20 protein-coding genes are annotated in these 19,581 nt (G+C 62.5%); 12 read left to right on the top strand and 8 right to left on the bottom strand.

The features are described from left to right. Positions 1–169: 169 nt before the first annotated feature. The 8 genes from rpmH (at position 170) to HCR84_RS17470 (ending at position 6,016) form a co-directional block, all read left to right on the top strand. Positions 170–307, top strand: a complete 138-nt coding sequence (rpmH, locus tag HCR84_RS17505) for a 50S ribosomal protein L34 (protein ID WP_098406230.1) — start codon at positions 170–172, stop codon at positions 305–307. Positions 308–327: 20 nt separating this feature from the next. Next, complete coding sequence (rnpA, locus tag HCR84_RS17500; protein WP_166983103.1) at positions 328–684, top strand: ribonuclease P protein component; 357 nt, start codon at positions 328–330, stop codon at positions 682–684. After that, complete coding sequence (yidD, locus tag HCR84_RS17495) at positions 681–995, top strand: membrane protein insertion efficiency factor YidD (protein ID WP_166983104.1); 315 nt, start codon at positions 681–683, stop codon at positions 993–995. Before rnpA ends, yidD begins: the two co-directional genes overlap by 4 nt. A 7-nt stretch (positions 996–1,002) precedes the next feature. After that, entirely contained in the window at positions 1,003–2,040 is a 1,038-nt protein-coding gene (gene yidC / locus HCR84_RS17490; RefSeq protein WP_166983105.1) for a membrane protein insertase YidC, read from the top strand. A gap of 2 nt (positions 2,041–2,042) precedes the next feature. After that, a complete protein-coding gene (locus HCR84_RS17485) occupies positions 2,043–2,528 on the top strand; it encodes a Jag family protein (RefSeq protein ID WP_166983106.1) in 486 nt (161 codons plus the stop codon). A 19-nt stretch (positions 2,529–2,547) separates the two neighbouring features. Beyond that, the gene (gene rsmG, locus HCR84_RS17480; protein WP_166983107.1) at positions 2,548–3,198 is read left to right on the top strand and encodes a 16S rRNA (guanine(527)-N(7))-methyltransferase RsmG; all 651 of its coding nucleotides are present in this window, start codon (positions 2,548–2,550) and stop codon (positions 3,196–3,198) included. 917 nt (positions 3,199–4,115) lie between these two features. Further along, positions 4,116–5,030 (top strand): ParA family protein, encoded by a 915-nt coding sequence (locus HCR84_RS17475; RefSeq protein ID WP_166983108.1) that lies wholly within the window; start codon positions 4,116–4,118, stop codon positions 5,028–5,030. Beyond that, a complete protein-coding gene (locus HCR84_RS17470) occupies positions 5,030–6,016 on the top strand; it encodes a ParB/RepB/Spo0J family partition protein (RefSeq protein WP_166983109.1) in 987 nt (328 codons plus the stop codon). Before HCR84_RS17475 ends, HCR84_RS17470 begins: the two co-directional genes overlap by 1 nt. Positions 6,017–6,099: 83 nt before the next feature. Here HCR84_RS17470 and HCR84_RS17465 read toward each other — a convergent pair whose 3' ends face one another. The 7 genes from HCR84_RS17465 to HCR84_RS17435 all read right to left on the bottom strand — a co-directional run bounded on the left by HCR84_RS17465 (position 6,100) and on the right by HCR84_RS17435 (position 14,342). Further along, positions 6,100–7,053 (bottom strand): D-alanine--D-alanine ligase family protein, encoded by a 954-nt coding sequence (locus HCR84_RS17465; RefSeq protein WP_166983110.1) that lies wholly within the window; start codon positions 7,051–7,053, stop codon positions 6,100–6,102. Between the two features lie 25 nt (positions 7,054–7,078). Next, entirely contained in the window at positions 7,079–8,401 is a 1,323-nt protein-coding gene (locus HCR84_RS17460) for an aminotransferase-like domain-containing protein (protein ID WP_166983111.1), read from the bottom strand. 138 nt (positions 8,402–8,539) lie between these two features. Then, positions 8,540–8,863, bottom strand: coding sequence for a thioredoxin (trxA, locus tag HCR84_RS17455; protein WP_166983112.1), 324 nt, complete (start codon positions 8,861–8,863; stop codon positions 8,540–8,542). Between the two features lie 46 nt (positions 8,864–8,909). Beyond that, positions 8,910–9,884, bottom strand: a complete 975-nt coding sequence (trxB, locus tag HCR84_RS17450) for a thioredoxin-disulfide reductase (RefSeq protein WP_166983113.1) — start codon at positions 9,882–9,884, stop codon at positions 8,910–8,912. Between the two features lie 150 nt (positions 9,885–10,034). Further along, the gene (gene murJ / locus HCR84_RS17445) at positions 10,035–11,675 is read right to left on the bottom strand and encodes a murein biosynthesis integral membrane protein MurJ (protein WP_166983114.1); all 1,641 of its coding nucleotides are present in this window, start codon (positions 11,673–11,675) and stop codon (positions 10,035–10,037) included. Next, positions 11,668–13,866, bottom strand: a complete 2,199-nt coding sequence (locus HCR84_RS17440) for a DUF6049 family protein (RefSeq protein ID WP_166983115.1) — start codon at positions 13,864–13,866, stop codon at positions 11,668–11,670. The genes murJ and HCR84_RS17440 overlap by 8 nt, the downstream gene beginning before the upstream one ends. A gap of 86 nt (positions 13,867–13,952) precedes the next feature. Further along, complete coding sequence (locus HCR84_RS17435; protein WP_166983116.1) at positions 13,953–14,342, bottom strand: hypothetical protein; 390 nt, start codon at positions 14,340–14,342, stop codon at positions 13,953–13,955. A 131-nt stretch (positions 14,343–14,473) separates the two neighbouring features. On the opposite strand from HCR84_RS17435, the gene HCR84_RS17430 reads away from it, so the two are divergent. Then, positions 14,474–14,842: a TraR/DksA family transcriptional regulator gene (locus HCR84_RS17430; protein WP_195706667.1), complete on the top strand. Its 369-nt coding sequence runs from the start codon at positions 14,474–14,476 to the stop codon at positions 14,840–14,842. A gap of 39 nt (positions 14,843–14,881) precedes the next feature. On the opposite strand, the gene HCR84_RS17425 is transcribed toward HCR84_RS17430, so the two are convergent. After that, on the bottom strand, positions 14,882–16,993 hold the full coding sequence (locus tag HCR84_RS17425) for a RecQ family ATP-dependent DNA helicase (protein WP_166983118.1): 2,112 nt from the start codon (positions 16,991–16,993) through the stop codon (positions 14,882–14,884). Positions 16,994–17,180: 187 nt separating this feature from the next. Here HCR84_RS17425 and HCR84_RS17420 point away from each other — a divergent pair, with 187 nt between their 5' ends. From HCR84_RS17420 to HCR84_RS17410, 3 genes are all read left to right on the top strand, one after another. Next, a complete protein-coding gene (locus tag HCR84_RS17420) occupies positions 17,181–17,615 on the top strand; it encodes a hypothetical protein (RefSeq protein ID WP_166983119.1) in 435 nt (144 codons plus the stop codon). 65 nt (positions 17,616–17,680) lie between these two features. Further along, positions 17,681–19,207, top strand: coding sequence for a DUF7059 domain-containing protein (locus HCR84_RS17415; protein ID WP_166983120.1), 1,527 nt, complete (start codon positions 17,681–17,683; stop codon positions 19,205–19,207). A 99-nt stretch (positions 19,208–19,306) separates the two neighbouring features. After that, positions 19,307–19,564: a hypothetical protein gene (locus tag HCR84_RS17410; RefSeq protein ID WP_166983121.1), complete on the top strand. Its 258-nt coding sequence runs from the start codon at positions 19,307–19,309 to the stop codon at positions 19,562–19,564. The last annotated feature ends 17 nt before the right edge of the window (positions 19,565–19,581 follow it).

The following is a 19,581-nucleotide window of genomic DNA, read 5'->3' as shown; positions in this document are numbered from 1 at the left end:
GCTGCATTCAAGTCTGTGAAAGTTGTGGATAATTCCACTTTTTGTTTCGTGCAGTTTGACCGGAACTGTGCAACCACGTAGTTTTAATCAGTTGACGCAGCCCGATTTGTCGTCGGGCCACAGCTTTCCCGTTGCAAGGCCATGCGGCGGGTATCCTCCAGGAGAAATTATGAGCAAGAGAACGTTCCAGCCGAACAACCGTCGTCGTGCAAAGGTTCACGGGTTCCGTGCGCGCATGCGCACCCGCGCCGGCCGTGCCATTGTGTCGGCTCGCCGCCGCAAGGGCCGCACCGAGCTTTCTGCGTAGCAGACGGCATTACGCCGACAGTGCTCGACAAGGCTCATCGCATCACGAGCGCTTCTGACTACAAGCATGTCGTGCGCCGAGGTCGTCGCAGCGCTGGCGGGAGTACCGTGACTTACACAACGAAGAACCCGAATGGTGGGGAACCACGATTCGGGTTCATTGTTGCGAAAACGGTGGGCAACGCTGTGACACGCAACAGAGTTCGTCGACGTCTGAAGGCGCTCTCGCACGATGTGCTGCAGGGCACTGTGGTTCCGAAACAATCGCTTTTGGGACTTGATCTGGTGTTTCGTGCGTTGCCGTCGGCGGCGGGCGCGTCTTATGACGAGCTCAGGGACGATGTCGCGCGAGCGGTTACACAGGCGGCCACTCGATGATCGGTGACGTGCTTCGTACTGTTCTGCTGATTCCGCGCAACCTTGCTGTGGCTGTGCTGCAGGTGTATCGACGCATCATTTCGCCCTTGTACGGCGATGTCTGTCGGTACTATCCGTCGTGTTCCGCTTACGCGTTTCAGGCGATTCAGATCCATGGAGTCGCGATCGGATCGGTGATGGGTATTCGGCGAATCCTTCGCTGCCATCCTTGGGCGGCCGGTGGAATCGATGACGTGCCTGCAAAGAAGAACTTCCGTTATGCCGTGACCCCTCACGGGTTTGTGGTCTCCCCTACCGACAGAAAGAACTGATCGCCCCATGGACATCATCGGTACGATCCTCTGGCCGCTCAAATGGGCGGTCGAGCTGATCCTTGTAACATTCCATTCCATCTTCTCGTTTGTGGGAATGGATCCTGCTGCCGGGCTGACCTGGGTGCTTTCGATCGTCGGTCTTGTGCTTGTCGTGCGTGCGCTTCTGATTCCGCTGTTTGTGAAGCAGATCAAGAATCAGCGCAGAATGATGGAGGTCGCACCCCAGCTCAAGAAGATTCAAGACAAGTACAAAGGCAAGCGTGACCAGATGTCTCGCGAGGCGATGAGCCGCGAGACAATGGCGTTGTACAAGAAAACGGGCACCAACCCGATGGGTTCGTGCCTTCCCCTGCTCGTTCAGATGCCAATTTTCTTTTCGTTGTTTTCGGTGCTCCGTGAAGCTGCTTCTGGCAAGCAGGGCGTCGGGCCGCTGAACCAAGAACTCGCGTCCCTGTTCGGCGATGCGTCGCTGTTCGGCATGGCACCTCTGCACTCCAGCTTTCAGGACGCTATGAACGCGACTCCTCCGGCTGTCGCTGTCATGGTCATCGCGGCCATCATGGTCGCGCTGATGACGAGTTCGCAGTTCTTCACCCAGCTGCAGATCATGTCGAAGAACATTTCCGAGGAGACGAAGGCTTCTCCGATGTTTAAGCAGCAGCGCATTCTGCTCTACCTGCTTCCGTTCGTCTTCCTCTTCTCTGGCTTCGCGTTCCCTCTCGGTGTGATGTTCTACTGGCTCGTCTCCAACATTTGGACAATGGCGCAGCAGTTCATCATCATTCGCAACATGCCGACGCCTGGTACAGAGGCTGCGCGTGAGCGCGAAGCTCGTCTTGCCCGCAAGGGAAAGATCGATAAGTTGGCGAAGGCCGATGACCCCATCGTCGTTGAGGAGAAGAAGCCTGCGCAGCGGCAGCAGCCCGTGAACAAGAACAGAGCGAAGAAACTCGCTCAGCAGGGGAAGCCCGCGCCACAGCCGCAACCGAAGAAGAATCCAGACTCAAAGCCGAAAGCGCCCGATTCCAAAGGGAAGAAATAGACATGTCCGAGACGATGAACGATACCCAGAGCACAGAAGCCACTGATCGCGAGGGCGATGCCGCGGCCGATTACATTGAAGAGTTTCTGGATATCTGCGACCTTGGCGGAGATATTGACATCGATGTGCGCAACGAGCGGGCGTACGTTTCGGTTTCGGATCCTGATGGGGAGCTGTCCCGGCTGGCCAAGCCAGACGTCGTCAATGCTCTGCAGGAGTTGACGCGGCTCGCTGTGCAGACCGAAACCGGTGAGTTCTCGAGGGTGATCTTGGATATCGCGGGCTCTCGTGAGGCTCGGCAGGCGGAGCTCGCCACTTTGGTGGACCAGGCTATTTCCCGTATTGAGGGCGGTTCGACGGAAGCCGATCTTCCTCCGATGTCGAGCTATGAGCGCAAGCTTGTTCACGACATCGTCTCCGAGCGCGGGTTCGTTTCGGAGTCGCATGGCGAAGGCCGTGGGCGGCACACGGTGATCACTCGTCGATGAATGTTTCACGTGAAACACGATGAGTGATTCGTCTCCCGCAGAGCCGGTTCTCGAAGAGGAGCCCGCTGAAGCTGCCATTGTGTTTGGGGACCGGCTTGACGCCATTCGCCGGTTTACAGCGAATCTCGCTGAGCACGGCGAGGAGCGAGGTCTCATTGGTCCGCTTGAGCTTCCCCGGCTCTGGACACGGCACATCCTCAACAGTGGGGTCGTCGCTCCCCTCCTGAAGGCGGGGTATCTCGGGGACGTCGGGTCTGGTGCAGGTCTCCCTGGACTTGTGCTCGCAATCGCCCGGCCCGATGTGCACGTGACTCTGATTGAGCCGATGGAGCGCCGGGTGACGTGGCTTTCCGAGCAGGTGAGCGAGCTTGACTTGAGCAACGTATCTGTCGTGCGTGCTCGAGCTGAAGAGGCGGTGCTTGAGCACCCGCTCGATCAGGTCACTGCGCGAGCCGTCAGCGCGCTTCGCAAGCTTCTCAAACTCACCGCGCCTCTGGCGCGTGACGGTGGTGAATTGTTGTTGATGAAGGGCGCGAACGCGCAGGCGGAGATCGACGCCGCCCAAAAAGAGTTGCGCAAATTTGAGGTTTCCAATGCTCGCGTGCAAGTGGTCGGCGCCGGCGTAATCGCCGAACCGACACGTGTCGTGAGAGCAGACGTTCGTGCTTAGCTCGCGCTTGTGGATATCTCCCCCACTTCCACAGGGCGCGCGTCGTGGTGAGAATCCCGAAATAGGCGCGGAAACCCGCGGTTCTCCGGCGGCGCCTTGGACCGACATGACGGAAGTTATCCACAGGCCCGGTGAAGCTGTGGAGAGAATCCAGGCGTTGTTTCACGTGAAACATCGTGATCAACGAGGGCGTCGGGCAGCGGAGCGAGAGCAGGGCATGCAGCCGATATCACCCGCTTTGGTTGCTCGCGAACTCTGAGCCAGAGGCGGCCACGAGCATCGTCGCCGTGGCTCTTATCTTCATCGGTGTCGCGAGCTTTGGAGAGTTCGCAGGCGGGGCCTGCCTCTGGCATCGGTGAATGTCGGGCTTCTCGTGGTGCGCCTACCTCACCACCCCAATGCTCGCGACGCGCGTCTGTGTCGACGATGTCGCCCACCTGTCTGAGAAGGCGCCCCCGGCGGTTCGTGTTGGGACGTAACGTGCTCCACGCCTGGTCGAGGCTAGAGCGATGTGGGGCAACGTGCAGCCCGTCGTCGGATCGCCATGGCCCGGGACACGTTCGGTCTTTTCGGCCCAAATCAGGCGGATTTTCGGGCAGCTCGTTTCTCCCAGTGACCAGGCGATTTCTCTGTCAGTTTTCACAGGAAGCATCCTAAGCGGCTTTGGGCGACTTCGGTCATGAGACACCGGGCCGGGTTTTGGAGCGCGGATGGTGGTCTGACCGGATTCTCTGCTGTAATTCCCCCGAACGTCGGCCGAGATGTTTCACGTGAAACATCTGCTGATGTGACGCGGTGATTGGTGACCAAACGTTGCCGGAAGGCATGCGCTACGGCCGTTCAACGCGTACAGTTGATAAGTACGGTTTCGACGGAGGGTTTCACGTGAAACATGGGGATGAAGTGGTGACTGTCGCATGACGGAGGTCTCGTTTGACGCGTCCACTCCCCTCGCTCGCGATCTGGCGGCCCTGACCGAACGACGCAAAACCCTGGCAGACGTCAGTGTTCAGCGACCCGACAGCACTCGGATCTTCACGATCTCGAACCAAAAGGGTGGTGTCGGGAAAACGACGACGACGGTAAATATCGCGGCGGCATTCGCCAAGCACGGTCTCAAGGTGCTCGTCATTGACCTTGATCCCCAGGGCAATGCGTCCACGGCACTTGGTGTTGATCACACGTCGGAAGTTCCCAGCGTGTACGACGTGCTCATCGATGACTTCCCTTTGGAAGACGTCATTCAGAAGAGCCCCGAATTTGACCAGCTGTACTGTGTGCCATCGACGATCCATCTCGCCGGGGCTGAGATCGAGCTGGTTTCCCAGGTGGCACGCGAGCATCGGCTGCGCACTGCGCTCGACGATTTTGTAAAGCGCGCTTCAGCGAACGATACATCGTGGGATTACATCTTCATCGACTGCCCACCATCGCTCGGTCTACTGACGATCAACGGCTTCGTCGCCGCAACAGAAGTGCTCATTCCGATTCAGTGCGAGTACTACGCACTCGAGGGACTGAGCCAGCTCCTCAACAGCATCCAACTCATTCAAAAGCACCTTAACCCCGCGCTGCATCTGTCCACCATCCTTCTGACGATGTTCGACTCCCGCACAAACCTGGCAAATCAAGTTGCAGATGATGTTCGCGCACACTTCCCCGAGGAAGTTCTCGATGCGATCATCCCCCGGGCGGTGCGCATCTCAGAAGCACCGAGCTTCGGACAGACCGTGATCAGTCATGATCCCAGCGGCATCGGTGCCGTCTCGTACCTTGAAGCAGCGGCGGAGATCGCCGGCAGGGATTCGACTCAGAAGAAGGAACGCAACTAATGGCAACTCGACGAACAGGCTTGGGACGCGGCATCGGTGCGCTGATCCCGACGCAGACGGAGGGAGCCGCGACGGCGCGGCCCGTTGACGTCTTCTTTCCCGACTCAGCGCGATCACTTCCCGTTGATATTCCTACGAGTGAGACTGCCTCGGCGTCTGAGCAGACGGAACTGAAGGCTGTTCCCGGGGCGCAGCTTGTCGCGCTTGACCCGAACACAATCATTCCCAACGCGAACCAGCCGCGACGCAATTTCGACCCAGATGATCTTGCTGAACTGGTGCACAGCATCCGCGAGTTCGGTGTACTTCAGCCCATTGTCGTGCGGACGCATGACGCCGACGCGGGAATCTACGAACTCATTATGGGTGAGCGGCGACTGCGTGCCGCAAAGGAAGCGCAGCTCGACAGCATCCCTGCCGTGATCAAGGACACCGCCGACGATGCGATGTTGCGAGACGCGCTTCTGGAGAACCTGCATCGTTCAGAGCTGAACCCGTTGGAGGAGGCGTCTGCTTACCAGCAGCTGCTCGAGGACTTCGGAATCACTCAAGAGCAGCTTGCCGACCGTATCGGGCGATCCAGGCCACAGATCACGAACACGATTCGACTGCTTCGCCTGCCAACCGACGTGCAGACGAAGGTTGCGGCCGGCGTGCTCAGCGCCGGGCACGCCCGCACAATCCTCTCGGTCAGCGAACCCGACCTCATGGCGCGCCTGGCAGCGAAGATTGTCAACGAAGACTTGTCTGTTCGTGCCGCTGAAGAAGCGGCAAAGCGTATGACGGCAAGCACGCGGCCGAAGGCAAAGCCAGGATCGCGCCGGGGACAGCTTGATTCGGTGGGTGAGCGCCTGGGGGACCGCCTCAATACCCGCGTCAAAGTGACGCTTGGAGCAAAGAAAGGCCAGATCGTGGTCGATTTCGCGACAATTGGCGACCTCAACCGCATCCTGGGTGAAATCGGCGAAGACCCGTACAGTGGCTAAGCCGAAAACCGGAGTGTGAACAAAGAAGCGGGCAGTGACGATCATCGTCACTGCCCGCTTCTCTGGTCGGCTGATGTGATCTCTCAGTCAGTCAGCGCGTGCGACACCAAGCCACTGTAGACAGAACTGAGGGTGAGGCCCGCTGCCTCGATTGCCTGAGGAACGAGTGACGTCTCGGTCAGCCCGGGGAGCATGTTCGCTTCGAGGAACCACACGGTGCCTTCGGCATCGACAATCACATCGATGCGCGAAATGTGCCGCAGACCAAGCAATTGGTGAATTTCGACGGCTGTCTCCGCCGCACGAGCGGCAACCTCGTCATCGATGCGCGCGGGGGCGTAAAACATGGTTTCGCCCGCGTTGTAACGAGCCTCGAAGCTGTACACGCCCGACACAGGCTCGATCTCGACAGCGGGGAGCGCACGCGGGCCGTCTCCGGTGTCGATGACGGCGATGGCAAGCTCAACGCCCTCGATCTTCTGTTCAACAAGAGCGGTGTCTGAATACGTGTATGCGTCGACCATGGCACGCGGGAGAGCACGTGAGTCGTCGACGATCGTGACACCTTGTGCAGAGCCCCCCTGCGCGGGCTTCACAACCGCCGGTGTTCCAATGCCCGCGAGGACTTCGCCCAACACTCCCCCGGCGCCGAGCTCGCGGAATGTCTCTTGGGGAAGCGACAGCCACTTCGGGGTCGCGTAACCGGCGCGGTCCACGAGGACCTTCGCTGTCGGTTTGAACCAGGCGAGACCGGCAGCCTCCGAATGAGAGCCGACATATCGGATATCACGGGCACGCAGCAGTGCCTGCAGCGCGCCATCTTCACCGCTTGCGCCATGCAGCGCTGGCCACACGACGTCAGGAGCGTTGTCGGCAATATCGGCGAAGAGTGTCGCGTTGGGCTCGCGCACCGTCACCCGGTGGCCCGCGCGACGAAGCTCGTCAGACAGCCGTGCTCCTGAGCGCAGTGAGACATCTCGCTCGTGAGAGATCCCGCCGGCGAGGACCGTGATGTCGAGTGCGGGTTTTTGCGTCATGATCAGGTGTTTTCCAATCTGCGTTTCACGACATGTCTGGCGGGGGCGCGTTATATGTTCGTTCGGTGTTTCGCGCGGACAGTGAGCTCGACCCACCGAACGTGTGCAGCAGATCGATCTCTCCGTTGACGACATTGGCGAGACGTCTGACGCCAACGCGGATCTGCTCCGGGGTGGGATAGCAAAATGAGAGCCGCACGTTCTGTGCCCCTCCCCCGTCACCGTAGAAGGCGGTGCCCGGAGTATAGGCAACGAGCTCTTTGACGGCGCGGGGGAGCATTGCCTTGGAATCGAGCCCCTCCGGAAGCGTCAGCCACACGTAGAAACCCCCGGACGGGTTCGTCCATGTGCACGTGGGCAGGTGCTCTTCGAGCGCCGAAATCATTGTCTGCTTGCGCTCACGATAGAGGCCGCGGAACGTATCGATCTGGCCCTTCCAATCGGCACTCGACAAGTACTCGGAGATCACGAGCTGACTGAATGACGACGGAGACAGAACCGCCGCCTCGTTCGCGAGGATCAGCTTCTCGCGAATTGCATGCGGTGCGAGTGCCCAGCCGACACGGAAGCCTGGCGCGAGGGTCTTCGAGAACGTGCCGAGATATACGACGCCCTCCTCGTCGAGCGAACGCAGTGCCTTCGGCGGCTCCTTGTCGAAGTAGAGAAGACCATACGGGTTGTCCTCGAGTACGAGGATGCCGTTCTGCTTCGCGATCTCGAGAATCTCAGCCCGTCGGCTCTCGGCGAGGGTGACGCCCGCCGGGTTGTGAAACGTGGGGATCGTGTAGAGAAACTTGATGCGCTTGCCCTCGGCCGTGAGCGCAGCGATGCGCTGCCGGAGGGCTTCCGGCTGGAGCCCGTCGTCGTCCATGGGAACATGCGACACTTCGGCCTGGTAGCTCTTGAAGATGACCATGGCCGTGACGTAGCTTGGGCCTTCCGAGATGACAACGTCGCCCGGATCGAGAAAGAGTTTGCTGAAGAGCTCGAGGGCGTGCTGACTGCCCGTCGTGACCACGACGTCGGAGGCCCGTGCCGAAATGCCCTCAAGGGCCATGACGTCGAGAATCTGCTCGCGGAGCGCGGGCACCCCTTGCCCAGAACCGTATTGCAGGGCGGTGGGCCCCTGCTCCCGCATGACGCGATCCATAGCGCCCGTGACGAGATCTTCGGGCAGCGCGGAGACAAAGGGCATGCCGCCGGCGAGCGAGACGACTTCCGGACGCGAGGCCACCGCGAACAGGGCCCGTACTTCACTCGCGGCAAGACCGGCTGCGCGCGCGGCGTAGCTGGAGTACCAGGGATCGAGGTTGTTTCCGGGTGAACTGGGTCGGCCTTGTTGTGTCACGTGATTCCGTTTCTTCTCTGTGCTCATGGTAGTCGTGGTCGGCAATACCCGGGGACGCGTCACCATTCGCGTGGTCGGATGCCCGTTAAAACAATCGACCCGTCCGGTAGGCCGGACGGGTCGATGCAGTCTCGTCGGCTACGAAAGGTAGGCGGCGAGGTCGGCTTCGAGAGCAGGCTTCGGCTTCGCTCCGACGATCGACGTCGAAACCTCGCCGGCCTTGAACACCTTCATGGCGGGGATCGATGTGATCTGGTACTTCATCGCAAGGTTGGGGTTCTCATCGACGTTCACCTTGACGATATCGATCTTCTCGCTGTTCTCAGACGCGATCTCGTCGAGAATCGGCGAGACCATGCGACACGGTCCGCACCACGCGGCCCAGAAATCTACGAGAACGGGCTTGTCAGACTTCAAGACCTCGGCCTCGAATGTCTGCTCGGTTACGTCGCGAGCGGTCATGATGTCTCCTTTATTGTCGGTATAAAGCGGATGCTGTCGGTCACCGTCAGGCGACGTGACCGGCAAGTTGGTCGGCTCCGGGGTCTGGGTGCCCGGCTTCGTCTAAGGCAGCGAGGTAATGTTCCGCATCAAGTGCGGCCACGGTTCCGCTCCCTGCCGCCGTCGCTGCCTGGCGGTATGTGGGGTCGATCACGTCGCCGGCGGCGAACACTCCGGGAAGGTTTGTCTTCGACGAGCGGCCGTCAACGGCGATCGTTCCTTCTGGCGTGAGCTCGAGCTGACCGTGCACGAGGTGCGTGCGCGGGTCGTTGCCGATCGCAACGAAGAGGCCCTGAACGTCGAGGTTCGACGCGCTGCCGTCTGTTGTGCTGCGCAGCGCGAGCCCGGTGACAGCATTCTCGCCCGTGATGCCGACCACTTCGTTGTTCCACACAAACTCGATCTTGGGGTTCGTGAAGGCTCGCTCCTGCATGATCTTGGAGGCGCGGAGGGTGTCGCGGCGGTGTACGAGGTAGACCTTCTCGGCGAAGCGGGTGAGGAACGTTGCCTCTTCCATTGCGGAGTCGCCGCCGCCGACGACGGCGATCGTCTTGCCCTTGAAGAAGAAGCCGTCGCACGTTGCGCACCAGCTGACGCCGCGACCAGACAGTCGCTCTTCGTCGCTGATGCCGATCTTGCGATATGCCGAACCCGTCGCGATGATCACGGAGCGTGCCTCATACGTGTCGCCGAGCATGGTCTTCACCGTCTTGACGGGGCCATCGAGCTGAACGGTGTCGACATCGTCATAGACGACCTTCGTGCCGAAGCGTTCGGCCTGAGCCTGCATCTTCGTCATGAGGTCGGGCCCGAGAATGCCCTCGGGAAAGCCAGGGAAGTTCTCGACGTCTGTCGTGTTCATAAGCTCTCCACCCGCCTCGACAGAACTGGCGATGACAATCGGCTCAAGCTCTGCGCGCGCCGCATAGATCGCCGCGGTGTAGCCGGCAGGGCCGGACCCGATGATGATGACGTTGTGCACGCAAGTCTCCTGACGTTTGATTCTGTCGAGTAGAACACAGTGTATCCAGCGTGTATTCCAAGCGGGTGAGTGTTGCCTGCGTCCCTGCTGCCCAGGAGCAAGGTCGGTGAACGTAACCGGAGTGACTGGTTACATTCTCCGGAGGGAAGGTCAGCGTCCGAGACGACGTCGCAGCGGGGCGAGCGCACCCTTGAGATCTGGGGTGCGCGTGAGAAGGAGGATGCCGAAGTAGACGAGGGCCATGGCGATTCCGACGATCGCCATCGTCGCGATGGCACCGAGCGCTGAGCCAACGGCAAAGCCTCCGTCCACGGTTGCCCCCAACTGCCACGTGATGAGCCACCCAACGGCTGCGGCGGGGAGGGCAGCGAGAACGAACCTCAGAACGGCGAGAAGAACGGGCCGTGCGCCGAGACCGCCGATCTTGCGTCGCAGCAGGAGGTAGCCGACGATCAGCTGCACGAGGCCGGCGACCGAGATGGATGCGGCGAGCCCGACGCCGATTGTCTCGGGAGGGAGCATTGAGCACAGCAGGCAGAGGGTGATGAACACGCTCACCTGCACGACGGCGGAGAGGAACGGGGTGCGGGTGTCGCCGAGAGCGAAGAACGTTCGCTGCACGACGAACAGCAGCGTGAAGGGGAGCAGGTTTCCCAGGTATGCGAGGATCACCAGTGCCATCTGACCGGCCTGGTCGTGTGTCCCGTTGAAGAGACTTGAGAAGGGCAGCGCGACAACGGCGATCACGGCCCCAGCGGGGACGACGAGAAGCGTGATCTGCCTGGCGGCGCGCGCGACGTCTTCTTTCATGCTCTCAAGCCGTCCCGCGTGCACGTGCTCGGCCATGCGGGTGAAGTATGCAGTCGCAACGGAAACGGCAATGACCGAGTGCGGAAGCATGATGATCAACCAGGAGTTCTGAAGGGCCGACGTTGATGCGCCCTGGCCAGACGCGAGCATCGCCACGTTCGTCTGCACGAGCCCTCCCAGCTGCGTGAGCAGAAGCGACGCGAACGTCCAGCCTGCGAGCTTCCCCGTTGCCCTCAGGCCAATGCCTCGCCAACGAAAATCGGGACGGTACGACAGCCCGATGCGGCGCCAGAAGAAGAACAGGGTGAGTGCCTGAGCCGCGATTCCTGCTGTGGCAGACCCCGCAAGAACCATGATCATGGAGGGTGACCACTCGCTGACAAGCCGTGCGCCCGCGGCATCCGCCCCGAAAATCACCATGAAGGTGACGAGCCCAGCCATGGCGATGACGTTGTTGACGGCTGGCGCCCATGTGAAGGGTCCGAAGAGCTTATGCGCGTTGAGAATCTCGCCGACGAGAGAGTAGAGGCCGTAGAACAGCACCTGGGGAATGCACCAGTACGCGAAAGCCGTGGCGAGGGCGCGCGCTTCGGGGTCGATGTCGCCGCTGAGCAGATACAGGTTGACGATATACGGCGCCGCGATCGTGACGACGAGCGTCACCGCGAGGAGCAGCACGAGCGCAACGGTCAGCAGCTTGTTGATGTAGGCCCGCCCGCGGTCCTCCCCCACGATCGCCCGCACGATCGTTGGCACGAGGATTGCGCTGAGCACTCCCCCGGCGACGATCGAGTAGATCTGGTTGGGCAGGGCGTTGGCGACGCCGAATGCGTCGGCGCTCGCACTCCCGACGCTGCCGATGGCGGCGGCGAGAAGCACGGCCTTCGCGAACCCGAGAAGGCGACTGACGATCGTTCCCGACGCGAGAAACAGGCTGGCACGACCGATGTTATCGCGCGGGCTCGGCTCGGGATCAGCCATCGTCGCGCCTTCCCTGAGCGTCGTCGCTGTGCTCTGCGTCGTCTACGTCTGTCGCCTCGGCAGCGGATGCGATCACACTCGCCGTGCGCTCGCGGCGCCGACGCAGCACCGTGCGGATGACGCCGAACACGAAGAGCAGGCTCACGCCGCCGATGAGAATGATCGTGCCGATGCGCTCCCAGTCGGCACGCACGGTGACGGGAACTGTCGAACTGTTGGTGATCGATACGCCGTCTGCCGTGTACAGGTTGAGTCGCAGGTTAACGTCTCCGTTGCCCAGTCGCGCCGTGACAGGGATGGCGACAGACTGCTGAGTCTTCGCCGGAATCTCCGTGAGCTCGGATGACTCGACGGCGAGCCTCGGGTTGTCGGGCGCTGCCCTCATGACCACATGCACGGGCAGATCGAGACTGTTGCGCACAGAGATCTTGATGGAGATCTGGTCGGCAATCATCAAGATCGGACTCGATTGCACAATGGTCACCGAGGTGAGCACGTCCTGAGTGCTCTCTTCGAAAGACGCAACGTCATCGGCCCAATCGGTGGAGTCTGCGCGCCAGCCAACGGAGTACTCCGCAAGTTTGGCTGCGTTGTGTCGGCCGATGAGCAGGCTTGGGTCTGAGATTGCCGTGGCGAACGAGGCAATGTCGTCATCAAAGGAAGCGATGCGGCTAAACGTTGACAGGCGCTCATCGGACTGCGGCTTGTCGACGAGGCTGACGTCGCCCCGGTCAGAGGTCTCGAGCGATCCGAGGGAACCCATCGTGATGCCCGGTGCCGACTCGAGGATGGACAGTACCGACGACATTCTTTCAGCGCTCGTCGGCCAGGTGCGGTCAAGCGTGAGAAGGATGCTGCGACTGCTCGCGCCGGACTCATTTGCGATGATCGCGAGCTTCGCTTCAAGGCCAGAGATCGCGTCGCTCTGCGCCGTGTCGCTCGCCGCCGTCGCCGCGCGCCTCAGATCGCGAGACGCAGCGGCGTCTGAGATGAAGGCTGTGGAGTCGCCGAGCGTGATCTTGCCATTGATCGTGGTGTGTGCTCCCGCGGACGTATTCGATGACGAGATGATCACCGGACCCAGTTTCGACGACTCGAAGCCAGCGAGGTCGGCTGCGGTCACCGTATTGTCGTCTGGCCAGATGGCAGACGGGAAAGTATAGGGAAAGTCGAGAAGAGTCTCGAGCGAGGGGATGCCGTCTGAGTTCACGGGGGGCGTTGGCGTCGGAGTCGCATCGACGTCGTTTGTGCTCGGCGTTGCGGTGTCGGTCGGCGTGGGCGCCTCGGGGTTGTCGTTCTCGGGCGGGGTGAAATTGTTCGGGTCGATGCCGAACAGCAGCGAGGACGGCTGCTGCAGCGATTCGGCTCCCGCCTGAAGCTGCGCCGTCGGATCGGCATCCGCATACTGCAGAGGGAATGTATCGTTGGGTGCGCTCTCGAGGCGCGCGAGCCATTCAACGGCCGTGTCGGGAGCGGCCGAACCGAGAACGCGGATGGACGCGATGATGCGTGGGTCTATCGCGATGGCGACATTGTGGCCCAGCACGCCATCAAGCTGCTGCGTGAGCAGACCGGCCTCGGACGTGTAGGCCTCAAGATCCTCGGCGTTGATGAGACTGTCGGCCTCAGGGGGAAGGGTGATCGGAACGGCAACCGCGACGGTGGTCGGCTGTGGGAGTGTGCCCGCTTCGAAGACGAACGCGTCGCGCGATTGCGCGGTGACCGCACCGGAAACATATGTGCCCGCAAAGGCATATGCTCCGAACGTCTCGGGAAGTGCAAGGTCGTCTGTTGTCACTGTCACCGGGGTGCTCGTCCAGGTGGAATTCGGGTCGATCGCGGGAATGTCGAGAGTCTCGAGAGTCGTCGACGACTCGGTGTCGGCCGCGGTGGCGTCGAGGAATGTGCTCAGGGCGGCACGGGACTCAACGGGACGGTCTCCGGCAGATAACACGACGTGCCCAGACGACAGCGAATCGTCAGTGGAATTGGTGACGGTGATGCTCGCCCTCATCTCGCCGTCCGGCAGAAGAGGTGTGTCGAGCAGCTCGACAGCGAGCACGACATCGTCGGAGGACTCCGCGGCGGTCGACACGTGACCGGCGGCTGTCGCTGACGGTGTGAGCGCAAGGGACGACAAGCCGACGGCTGCGACAACGGCCGCGCGCGCAAGAGTCGAAGGAAGAGTCATAGTGTTGGGAGCCACCGCGACGGGCGAGGGCTCAGCCGATTCTACGATGTACGAGGCTCACCTTGCCTGAGTACGGTCGGAGCGCCCTACTCCTCGCCGCGACGCGTGGCGGGTTCTGCAGGCGAGATCTGCGCGTGGTCGAGGTCGCCAGCGAGCGTCCACACGGCACGTGTGAGCTCGGGGTGCCGATGCGCGATCTCACGCAGAATTCCATACTCAAGGCGATCCGCCTCGATGCGGAGCCGTGCGGCATCCGGGCGCTGTGTCTTCTCGCCAAGTCGCGCGAGCAGAAACTCGGCGGTCTTTCCTGTGCGGTCGAGCTCGTCGTCGCGGAGCGCCCGAACGACGAGCTGGTCGACGGTGGGGAGAAACTGAAGAAAATCCCACGGGTCTTCGCCGGCGCGCGATCGACGTTCAATGAGCACATCAAGCTCGAGACGCGCGTCTGCGCGCAAACGGGCGAGTGACTCACTCATGTCGCCTCGCTTTCGGTCGTATCGATCTGCCTTTCCAGCCTACGACTTCAACAGTGGGTGCCACTTGGGGTTCGCGCGGTTCCGTGTGATTTGGCGACAGTATGTCACGATGGTCTATGGCCACTTCACGATTGAGCGACAACACACTTGAGCACTTTGCCGATGTTCTGCACCGTCGCAAAGATGAACTCGTGCACCTCATGACGTCGAATGATGAGGCGCTGGAAGAGGTGCGCGAATCACTCGGTGAAGGTACGAATGATGACGAGCACGACCCCGAAGGCCCCACGATGTCGGACGAGTGGTCGAAACTCACGGGACTGCAGACCGAAGGCGAGAACGAGCTTCGAGAGCTCGATGCCGCTCTCGAGCGGATTAAGAACAAAGAGTTCGGCACGTGCGAATCGTGTGGCAACGCCATCGGCCGCCCGCGACTTGAGGCCAGGCCCTACGCAACACTCTGCATTGACTGCGCACGCAAAGCCGAAACGCACGGCTGACCAGGCTGCGTGACCTGACGGCGCGCGTCACCGGGTGCGCTACGCCTGGAGGGCGAGAGCAAACGGCAAAACGGAGCCGGCACCGCCGGAAAGCAGTGTCTGCCCCGCGACGGTGAGTGTCCATCTGCTGTCAGAACGGTCATCGACGAGCAGAATCGGCGAACCCGCGTGTGCCGCAAGACCCTGCGCCAGCTCGGGGCCGATGTGAAACCGTCCCCACACAGATGCGAGCCGAAAAACGCTGTTCATGCTGTCGGATGCGGACGTCGTGGACTCGACATCGAGCGCCCCGAGGTAGGGAATTCGGCCGATTGACGACAGCCCCGCGGCGAGGGAGTCGACGAGCTGAGGACGGCTGAGCGACGGCACGGAGACGATGGCGCTGGGCCGCTCGTTCCATCCCCAGTCGGCAAGTACGCGCACACACGCGTCGAGAAGTGCCCGGTCCACGGCGTCGTCTGGGGCGTTCGGCGCGAAGATCTCGCGCAGCCGCCCTCCCCAGCCGAGGTCAGTGAGACGTGCAAGGGCACGGCCTGGCTCGAGCCGCTGTTCTGCGGCGATGCGCCCCGTGACCGGAAGCCCCACCTGGGCGGAACCGGTGGGCCACTGAGCTCGAGGTTCGATGACCACGCCGACACGGGTGAGGCTCCTTGCCGCGGCATCCCGCGCCGAGTCTGCGGCATCGACCGGGTACCAGGCTCCAGCGCAGACGTCGCAGCGCCCGCACGCAAGAGCCGTGTCATCGTCGAGCTGACGTTGCAGAAACGCCATGCGGCACTCGTTGCCAGCCTCGTACTCGATCATGGCGTTCTGCTCGGCCGTGCGCTCGGCGGCGATGCGCTCGTAGCGCTTCCTGTCGTATTGCCATGGCTGGCCCGTCGACAACCAGCCGCCCTGCACACGCTGAACGGCACCGTCGACGTCGAGCACCTTCAGCAGCAGTTCGAGCGCGCTGCGCTTGAGATCGACGCGTGACTCGAGGCCTGGGGTGGATAGCGGGCGATCTGATTCGCCAAGTGCGGAGAGCACGGCCGTCGCCGACTGCTCATCGGGCATGGATGCTGTCGCAAAATAGCGCCAGATCGCGCGATCTTCCTCACCGGGCAGAAGCAGCACGTCGGCATGCTCCGTTGCACGGCCCGCCCGGCCCACCTGCTGGTAGTAGGCAACCGGCGATGACGGTGCGCCGAGGTGAACGACGAAGCCGAGGTCGGGTTTGTCGAACCCCATGCCGAGGGCGCTCGTCGCGACAAGGGCCTTCACCTCGTTCTCTTTGAGAGCCGCTTCGGCCCGCTCGCGTTCGGCCGGATCGGTGCGGCCCGTGTAGGCAAGAACGTTGTGGCCCGCCTCGCGCAGCAGCTGCGCGGTGTCTTCCGCCGCCGACACGGTGAGCGCGTAGATGATGCCGCTTCCGGAGAGATCGCCGAGGTGGCTGAGAAGCCACGCGAGTCGCGCCGCGTTGTCGGGAAGCCGAAGCGCGCCGAGACGCAGCGATCGGCGGGCGAGAGGCCCTCTGATCGTTGTGACCGGCTGTGCGCCTGCGCTCAGCTGCTCTTGGACGTCGATGACGACGCGCTTGTTTGCTGTGGCCGTTGTGGCAAGCACGGGAACGTTCGCCGGCATGCGGGCGACGAGATCGCGCAGCCGACGGTAGTCGGGGCGGAAGTCGTGGCCCCAGTCTGAGATGCAGTGTGCCTCGTCGACGACAAGGAGTCCCGTGCGATCGACGAGCTGCGGTAGCTGCTCGTCGCGGAATGACGGGTTGTTCAGTCGCTCGGGCGAGACGAGCAGAACATCGATCTCGTCGCGCTGGAGCGCGGCGAGCACGTCGCCCCACTCGTGTGCGTTTGCCGAGCTGATGGATGCTGCGCGCACGCCGGCGCGCGCGGCGGCGGCGATCTGGTCGCGCATGAGCGCGAGAAGCGGTGAGACCAGCAGCGTCGGGCCGGCACCTGCGCGACGCAGAAGAAGCGTCGCGACGAAGTACACGGCAGATTTTCCCCAGCCGGTGCGCTGCACGACGAGTGTGTGCTCGCGGTCGTCGACGAGTGCGGAGATCGCTTCGAACTGCCCCTCGTGAAAGTCGGCGTCATCGCGGCCGACGAGGGTTCGGAGGCTTTCACGTGCCGCTGTGCGGGTGCTGTCAGTCACTCCCCCAGCAAATCAGATGCAACTGACAACATGGCTGGCGCGGTCGAAGCTGTGGAGAACAGCGCGCCGCGCTGCGCCTGTGGGCGGATGACGCGCACGCGACAGCGAGGCTGTGGAGAACGCCGCTGTGTACACAGGCAGCTCCCGTGAGGCGCGTGGGGCCGCAGCATCCGGGCACCATCGTCGTATGACAATCAGTGCAGAAGAAGCCGCTCGCAGGCCACTCGTGAGCGACGAGCAGATTGAAGACAGGGTGGCAGATCTCATCGGGCGGGCCATCAAGAGAAAGTGGTGGATCCTCTTTCTCGACGAGAACGGCGTGCAGCTGCCGATGATCGTTCCCGTTGACGGGGCGCCGCTCGTGCCGGACGAGGCCGCGACCGAGCACAGCATCGAAGGATTGCGCGTGATTATGGACGAGATCGGGGCCGCCGAGGTGATTCTGGTGTGGGAGCGCCCGACGGGATCGACGGTAACGCTGCCCGATCGCGTGTGGGCAAGCTCGATGGCGCGGGCGGCTCGCGACAGGGGGATTCGCGTGCGTGCGCAGCTGATCAGCCATCGAACCGGTGTGCGCTGGTTCGCGCCAGACGACTACGAAGGCCACCTTGAGGCGTCGTAACCGGCCAGGCAGGTTTCAGCACGTCGGGTGCACGCGCGCAGGATGCCTGCTGAGAGAATGGTCAGGTGACAGACACGCTCGCTCAGCGACTGAGACTCGACCTGACGTCCGCCGCGTACTCGGTATCAACGCTCACGGCGTTGTGGGGCGACGAGGCCGAGGCGGCGCTGCACCGCAACCAGCGCGTTCCCGCCCTGCGTCAGCTTGCGCGGCAGCCGGCGACACCCGCGGCGACGCTTGCGCGGCTTTTCGTGTTAGGCAGCGACGTGTCACGCGCCGAGTTCGACAGGGCCGTGCCGACGCTGGGAATCGAGGGTGCGGAGGAGCTCGAGCTGGTGACCGCGGCGGGCGACCGCATCCGTCCGCTGAGGGATCTGCGGCCATACAGCTTTGTCGACGCGGATGGTGCGTGCAGCTGGTGGATCGTGTCGGATCTCGGCGAGCTCGCCCGCCCGGGCGCGCTCGCCGAAGATCACGTGCTCGGCGTTGGAGGGGCCTCGCTGTCGCTCGCGGGGCTCATGGTGCAGAGACCGGTCGACAGTGTCCTCGATATCGGGACGGGATGCGGCATCCAGGCCCTGCACGCGTCGCGCCATGCTCAGCGAGTTGTCGCCACAGACATTTCGCGGCGCGCTCTCGCGATGGCGCAGCTGAATGCCGAGCTCAACGCGGTGACGAACATTGAATTTCGGCTCGGGAGCCTCTTCGAGCCCGTTGCGGGTGAGTGGTTCGACCAGATCGTCAGCAATCCGCCGTTTGTGATCACGCCGCGGCGGCCCGGTGTTCCGGCATACGAATACCGTGACGGCGGCCTTGTCGGCGACGAGATCGTTCGGTCTGTCATTGTGGGCGCCGCCCGCCATCTCACGCTGGGCGGCACGGTTCAGATGCTGGCGAACTGGGAGTACCACGCCGGAACGTCCGGGCGCGATCGTGTGGGCGCCTGGCTGAGGGAGGATGCCGCTGGCACGCTCGACTCCTGGGTGATTGAGCGCGAAGTGCAGTCTCCGGACGAGTATGCCGAGACCTGGATTCGCGACGGTGGAACGCGTGAAGGCACGGAACGCTTCGACGAGCTGTATGCGGCATGGCTCGACGACTTCGAGCAGCGCGGGGTGCGCTCGGTCGGTTTCGGCTATGTCTATCTGCGGCGGCGCGACACAGCATCCATTCCCTGGAACCGTCATGAACGGTTACTGTCTGCACAGGGACACAACGAAGCCGGGCTGGGGGTGCACATTGCTGCGTGTGTTGCCGCACACGACGCGCAGAGTCATCTGACGGATGAGGCGCTCACAGGCGCGACGCTTGTGGTCACCGGAGACATCACATTCGAGCAGCACTACTGGCCGGGCAGTGACGACCCGACCGCGATCATTCTGCGCCAGGGTGGCGGTTTCGGCCGCAGCGTACCCCTCGACACAGCGCTCGCCGCGTTGATCGGAGCGTGTGACGGCGAGCTCGCGGTCGGCGCGATCATCGGTGCACTTTCTCAGCTGCTCGATGTCGACGAGCCGGGGCTGCAGAGGCAGCTGCTCCCCCGCGTGCGTGACCTCGTTGACGACGGCATCCTGACACTTCCCGGTCACTAAGGCGCAGCGCGCGCACAAGATAAGGCACCTGCCCGATGAGGCGTGCCTACCTTAGCTCGCACTCTTGAGGTATCGAACGAGATATCGGGAGTGGGAACGATGAACGCATCGCCGGAGCTGTACTACGAAATCGAATACCGTCAGCACGAGCGTGCGCTGGAGCACGCGGCAGAGTACCGGCGCGCTGCAGAGCTCAGTCCCGAGCAGATTGTGCCGTACGTCTCGCTGTTTTCACGCGGCGTAACCTGGCTGAGAGGTGTCGCCCAGCGGCGCCGCGATGCCAGCCGCCTGCGGGTGGCGGCGACAACGGCTGGTGCCAACACACGGACAGAGCCGGGCATGGATGCTACCGCCTGACAGTGTCGGTGTCGGTG

This window comes from Paramicrobacterium fandaimingii, assembly GCF_011751745.2.
In the GTDB taxonomy this organism is placed as follows: Bacteria; Actinomycetota; Actinomycetes; order Actinomycetales; family Microbacteriaceae; genus Paramicrobacterium; species Paramicrobacterium fandaimingii.
This window is presented reverse-complemented; position numbering and strand designations above follow the sequence as displayed.

What these genes read in the sequence shown, in the direction of transcription:
- trxA (WP_166983112.1), bottom strand. Translation starts at nt 8,863, where the DNA reads ATGACCGCTCGCGACGTAACCGAGCAGACATTCGAGGCCGAGGTCTTG.
- HCR84_RS17420 (WP_166983119.1), top strand. Translation starts at nt 17,181, where the DNA reads ATGACAATCAGTGCAGAAGAAGCCGCTCGCAGGCCACTCGTGAGCGAC.
- HCR84_RS17435 (WP_166983116.1), bottom strand. Translation starts at nt 14,342, where the DNA reads ATGAGTGAGTCACTCGCCCGTTTGCGCGCAGACGCGCGTCTCGAGCTT.
- HCR84_RS17440 (WP_166983115.1), bottom strand. Translation starts at nt 13,866, where the DNA reads ATGACTCTTCCTTCGACTCTTGCGCGCGCGGCCGTTGTCGCAGCCGTC.
- yidD (WP_166983104.1), top strand. Translation starts at nt 681, where the DNA reads ATGATCGGTGACGTGCTTCGTACTGTTCTGCTGATTCCGCGCAACCTT.
- HCR84_RS17465 (WP_166983110.1), bottom strand. Translation starts at nt 7,053, where the DNA reads ATGACGCAAAAACCCGCACTCGACATCACGGTCCTCGCCGGCGGGATC.
- HCR84_RS17410 (WP_166983121.1), top strand. Translation starts at nt 19,307, where the DNA reads ATGAACGCATCGCCGGAGCTGTACTACGAAATCGAATACCGTCAGCAC.
- murJ (WP_166983114.1), bottom strand. Translation starts at nt 11,675, where the DNA reads ATGGCTGATCCCGAGCCGAGCCCGCGCGATAACATCGGTCGTGCCAGC.
- rpmH (WP_098406230.1), top strand. Translation starts at nt 170, where the DNA reads ATGAGCAAGAGAACGTTCCAGCCGAACAACCGTCGTCGTGCAAAGGTT.
- yidC (WP_166983105.1), top strand. Translation starts at nt 1,003, where the DNA reads ATGGACATCATCGGTACGATCCTCTGGCCGCTCAAATGGGCGGTCGAG.
- HCR84_RS17470 (WP_166983109.1), top strand. Translation starts at nt 5,030, where the DNA reads ATGGCAACTCGACGAACAGGCTTGGGACGCGGCATCGGTGCGCTGATC.
- HCR84_RS17475 (WP_166983108.1), top strand. Translation starts at nt 4,116, where the DNA reads ATGACGGAGGTCTCGTTTGACGCGTCCACTCCCCTCGCTCGCGATCTG.
- rsmG (WP_166983107.1), top strand. Translation starts at nt 2,548, where the DNA reads ATGAGTGATTCGTCTCCCGCAGAGCCGGTTCTCGAAGAGGAGCCCGCT.
- HCR84_RS17485 (WP_166983106.1), top strand. Translation starts at nt 2,043, where the DNA reads ATGTCCGAGACGATGAACGATACCCAGAGCACAGAAGCCACTGATCGC.